Source organism: Limnohabitans sp. (assembly GCF_044361985.1).
Lineage (GTDB): Bacteria > Pseudomonadota > Gammaproteobacteria > Burkholderiales > Burkholderiaceae_C > Limnohabitans_A.
Genome location: NZ_JBIKHV010000138.1, coordinates 1 through 4,792 on the forward strand (window position 1 = coordinate 1; position 4,792 = coordinate 4,792).

4 protein-coding genes and 1 pseudogene are annotated in these 4,792 nt (G+C 58.6%); 4 read left to right on the top strand and 1 reads right to left on the bottom strand.

The annotated features are described in order from the left end of the window. A partial coding sequence (locus ACIQ3A_RS13890; protein ID WP_396432316.1) for a ribonuclease E/G occupies nt 1–1,931 on the bottom strand: 1,931 nt, incomplete at its 3' end. A gap of 592 nt (nt 1,932–2,523) precedes the next feature. Here ACIQ3A_RS13890 and ACIQ3A_RS13895 point away from each other — a divergent pair. The 4 genes and pseudogenes from ACIQ3A_RS13895 to ACIQ3A_RS13910 all read left to right on the top strand — a co-directional run. Continuing rightward, nucleotides 2,524–3,531, top strand: a complete 1,008-nt coding sequence (locus ACIQ3A_RS13895; protein WP_396432317.1) for an RluA family pseudouridine synthase — start codon at nt 2,524–2,526, stop codon at nt 3,529–3,531. Continuing rightward, nucleotides 3,503–4,192 carry an HAD family hydrolase gene (locus ACIQ3A_RS13900; protein WP_396432318.1) on the top strand — a complete coding sequence of 230 codons (690 nt, stop codon included), beginning with the start codon at nt 3,503–3,505 and terminating at the stop codon, nt 4,190–4,192. Before ACIQ3A_RS13895 ends, ACIQ3A_RS13900 begins: the two co-directional genes overlap by 29 nt. Before the next feature lie 12 nt (nt 4,193–4,204). Further along, nucleotides 4,205–4,570 (top strand): Rieske (2Fe-2S) protein, encoded by a 366-nt coding sequence (locus tag ACIQ3A_RS13905; protein ID WP_396432319.1) that lies wholly within the window; start codon nt 4,205–4,207, stop codon nt 4,568–4,570. A 2-nt stretch (nt 4,571–4,572) separates the two neighbouring features. Continuing rightward, a pseudogene (locus ACIQ3A_RS13910) lies at nt 4,573–4,792 on the top strand (S49 family peptidase); the annotation flags it as partial.

The following is a 4,792-nucleotide window of genomic DNA, read 5'->3' on the forward strand; positions in this document are numbered from 1 at the left end:
ATTTCGCCAGCAGTCCCTTCGCTGCGCTCGCCACGTCGACCATCACGGCCTCCACGACGACCGTCACGGCGTTCGCCATCCCGGCCTTCTGTGCGCCCCTCTGAGCGGCGATCACCATTTCGGCTTTCGCGGAATTTCTCATCCTTCTTGTCAACAGGTGCTGGCGCTGCTTCAGGGGCACTGCCACCGAACAGGTTTTTCAGCCATCCGAAGAAGCCGGCTTCGGCTGCCGGAGCGGCGACAGTCGCAGGTGCAGTGACTGCTTTGCTGCGGACAGGCTTAGCGGCTGCAACCGGTGCTTCAGGCTTGACCGGGGCCATCGGGGCCGGCGCGTCAGGCAAAACCCCTTTGATGACAGGCGTTTGCTTGTTGGTCGGCTCTTGCGATCGGCGTGTCACCGTGGTGGCATCTTCGATTTCTTCGGCCATCTTGTAGCTGGCTTCGATGCGGTCCAGGCGTGGGTCGTCGTGCTTCAAGCGCTCGAGCTTGTAGTGCGGTGTTTCCAGAGACTTGTTGGGCACCAGCAAAACGTTGATGCGCTGCTGCAATTCGATCTTGGCGATCTCGGAGCGCTTTTCGTTGAGCAGGAAGGAAGCCACTTCCACTGGCACTTGGGCGTGCACAGCGGCGCTGTTGTCCTTCATAGACTCTTCCTGGATGATGCGCAGGATTTGCAGCGCAGAGCTTTCGGTATCACGGATGTGGCCAGCGCCGCCACAACGAGGGCAGGGGATGGAAGCACCTTCGGACAAGGCAGGCTTCAAGCGCTGGCGGCTCATTTCCATGAGGCCGAACTTGCTGATGGTGCCGAACTGCACGCGGGCGCGGTCCTGGCGCAGGGCGTCGCGCAGGCGGTTTTCCACTTCGCGGCGGTTCTTGCTTTCTTCCATGTCGATGAAGTCGATCACGATCAGGCCACCCAAATCGCGCAGACGCATCTGGCGGGCCACTTCGTCAGCGGCTTCTAAGTTGGTGCGGGTGGCGGTTTCTTCGATGTCGCCGCCCTTGATGGCTCGGGCCGAGTTGACGTCCACTGAAACCAGGGCTTCGGTGTGGTCGATCACAATGGCACCGCCCGAAGGCAGTTGCACGGTGCGGGCGTAGGCCGACTCGATCTGGTGCTCAATCTGGAAACGGCTGAACAGCGGCGCGTCGTCGCGGTAGCGCTTCACGCGGTTCGCAAACTCAGGCATGACGTGGCTCATGAACTGCTGAGCCTGGTCATAAATGTCATCGGTGTCGATCAGGATGTCGCCGATGTCGTTGTTGAAGTAATCGCGGATGGCGCGGATCACCAGGCTTGATTCCTGGTAAATCAGGAATGCACCTTTGCCGCCTTTAGAAGCGCCGTCGATGGCGGTCCAAAGTTTGAGCAAGTAGTTCAGGTCCCACTGCAACTCTGGGGCTGAGCGGCCGATGCCTGCGGTGCGCGCAATGATGGACATGCCTTTTGGATATTCCAGCTGGTCCATGGCTTCTTTGAGCTCGGCCCGGTCATCGCCCTCGATGCGTCGGCTGACGCCGCCACCGCGGGGGTTGTTGGGCATGAGCACCACGTAGCGGCCAGCCAGGCTGACGAAGGTGGTCAGGGCTGCACCTTTGTTGCCACGCTCTTCTTTTTCGACCTGCACCAAGAGGGATTGACCCTCCTTGATGACGTCTTGGATGCGTGCTTGGCTGACCGAGACGCCTTCAGCAAAGTACTGGCGTGAGATCTCCTTGAACGGCAAGAAGCCGTGGCGGTCTTCGCCGTAGTCCACAAAGCAGGCTTCGAGTGAAGGCTCGACGCGGGTCACTACCGCTTGGTAAATGTTGCCCTTGCGCTGTTCGCGTCCTTCAATTTCGATTTCGTAGTCGAGGAGTTTTTGTCCATCGACGATGGCCAGGCGGCGCTCTTCAGCTTGCGTGGCGTTGATCAGCATCCGTTTCATGATGCGTTCCTTTTCTTGTCAGCTTTGGCCCCAGTGCAGAAAAATGTCTGCGGGCTGAGACCTGTTTACACAACCAGCTTAGGGATTCATGAGAATCTCAAAGCCTACGTTGCCGGGACTGACACCTGAAACGAAGGGAATTGCCGAAGTGGATCGCCATTCAGCTGCGCGTGAGCGCAGGAATGGGGATCGTGGCGCGTGGATGGGGCGAGTGAAAAGGTGTGCAAAGATTCATCCACTGCCGGGGGGTTCCCCCGGTGTCCAGGACAAACAGCCGGGCACAAGGCGTGACTATGAAGCATGGCTTCGTGAGCCACTCCAACCACATCAGCAAAGTTCCGAACAACACAACCATCTCGCTTTGATCCGTCCAACAGCCTGAAAAGCTGCTGGACTTGGGGTATTCCGTATCTGGGTTTCTGGGCATCGGCCCAACCTCGGGGCGATTGACCACTGTTGGCGTTGGCCTTCAGTCTGCAAATCCTGCCGGGGGTGGCATCGATCATCTGGTTTGGCGCGGTGGTGGTGGACTAAACTCCAGCTTTGTCGGAATTCATTTCCATTTGAATCAACCACTTACAGCCAATTGCCAGTGAATCACATTATAGGGGCCAAGTCCGCCATTGCGACGCCTGCCGTCAAATGGTTGTTGGTGGACGAAGAGTCAACCGGGCAGCGATTGGACAACTTTCTGATGCGACACCTGAAGGGCGTGCCCAAAACCCACATTTACCGCATCATCCGCAGCGGTGAAGTCCGCATCAACAAGGGCCGTGCTTCGGCCGATACCCGGGTTGAATCCGGTGACGAGGTGCGCTTGCCGCCCGTGCGCATTTCGGACAAAGTGGCCGAGAAAGCCGAACGACCAGCCCCTGGGCGCGAATTCCCCTTGCTTTTTGAAGACGACAGCTTGCTGGCCATCGACAAGCCAGCAGGTGTGGCGGTGCATGGCGGGTCGGGGGTGAGCTTTGGCGTGATCGAGCAACTGCGTCAGGCACGGCCTCAAGCCAAGCTGCTGGAGTTGGTGCATCGCTTGGACCGAGATACCAGCGGCATTTTGTTGGTGGCCAAAAAGCGCAGCGCCTTGAGGCATCTGCAAGACCAATTCCGTGAGCGCGAGACAGGGAAGACCTATTTGGCGTTGGTCAAGGGCGATTGGCCGACCAAGCTCAAAGTGATTGACCAGCCCTTGCTCAAGTTTTTGCTGCAGGGCCAGGATGGTTCGGAGGGTGAGCGGCGCGTTCGTGTGACCACGCCCGAAGACCCCGATGGCATGCGCTCCATCACGTTGGTCAATGTGTCCCGGCGCTTGCCAGGGGCCACTTTGCTGGAGGTGACCATCAAAACTGGGCGCACCCACCAGATCAGAGTGCACTTGGCCTCACAAGGCCACCCGATTGCAGGCGATGACAAATATGGCGATTTTGAATGGAACCGCCAGCTGCAAAAGCCTGGGCGCAACCCGGGCCTGAAGCGCATGTTTTTACATGCTTGGCGATTGCAGTTCAACCACCCCGTGACAGCGGAGCGCGTTTCGCTACAAACCGATTTACCCCCCGAATTGAAAGCATATGTCGACCATGCCAGCCCCTCTGAATGAATTCCGGCCCCGCCAGTTTGACCTGATCGCCTTCGATTGGGATGGCACCCTGTTCGATTCCACTGCCCTCATCACCCGCTGCATTCAGCGTGCGGTGGTTGATGTGGGCGGAGCAGAGCCTACCCGCGAGGCAGCTTCCTATGTGATTGGTTTGGCCCTCATGCCTGCGCTGGCGCATGCTGCGCCCGATGTGCCTGTCGACAAATACCCGGCTTTGGGTGAGCGCTACCGCCACCATTACACCCAGCACCAACACGACATTTGCCTGTTCGATGGCGTGCTGGACCTGCTGGATGACTTGAAGGCCCGGCACCACTGGGTGACGGTGGCGACGGGCAAAAGCCGACAAGGCTTGAACGAGTCCTTGCAGGCAGTGGAGTTGCGCCACCGCTTTGACGGCTCACGCACGGCCGATGAAACGGCAGGCAAGCCCCATCCGCTGATGTTGAACGAGCTGATGCGTGAGTTTGGTGTCGAGCCCGAGCGGACCTTGATGATTGGCGACACCACGCACGATTTACAAATGGCCCTGAATGCAGGTTGTGCCAGCGTGGGTGTGAGTTATGGGGCACACGAACCTGAGGCTTTTCATGCCTTGAGCCCTCGCCATGTGGCGCACAGCGTGCGTGATTTGCACGACTGGTTGTTGCACAACGCTTGAACAGGAGTGGTGATGGAGCCGATGGTCCCTTTGTGCAACAGCGCTGACCTGGTCCATGGAGGCCGCGCCGTGCCGTTCGATATTGTTTATGCAGGTCAGACTTGCCGTGCATTTGCCATCCGTTACGAGGGCCAGGTGTACGCCTATCTGAACCGTTGCACCCATGTGGCCATGGAAATGGACTACCAGCCAGATCGTTTCTTTGATGACACTGGGCGCTGGCTGATGTGTGCAACACACGGCGCCACTTACCAGCCAGACACGGGGGCTTGCGCTGGTGGCCCCTGTCGAGGCGGCCTGGTGAAAATAGACCTTTCAGAGTGGGGCGGTGTGGTTCACTGGCATACTGCCTACAACTTAAAGCCCCTTGAATTTTGACCATGCAAGACCCCCAGGACAACACGTCCGCCTCGGCCCCTCCAGAACTCGTGAAAGAACCGCTCGCCCTCAATGAGGCTTGGGCGCGCCAAACACTGGAGCAGTTGGCCTTTGCCAGCTTGAAAGAGCAGAAAGTGGCTCGGCGCTGGAAAGTGGGCTTGCGGTCTGCTTGGCTGCTGTTTTTGGTGGTGGTATTTTGGCAGGCATTCAGCTACAAATCCC

What these genes read in the sequence shown, in the direction of transcription:
- ACIQ3A_RS13905 (WP_396432319.1), top strand. Translation starts at nt 4,205, where the DNA reads ATGGAGCCGATGGTCCCTTTGTGCAACAGCGCTGACCTGGTCCATGGA.
- ACIQ3A_RS13900 (WP_396432318.1), top strand. Translation starts at nt 3,503, where the DNA reads ATGTCGACCATGCCAGCCCCTCTGAATGAATTCCGGCCCCGCCAGTTT.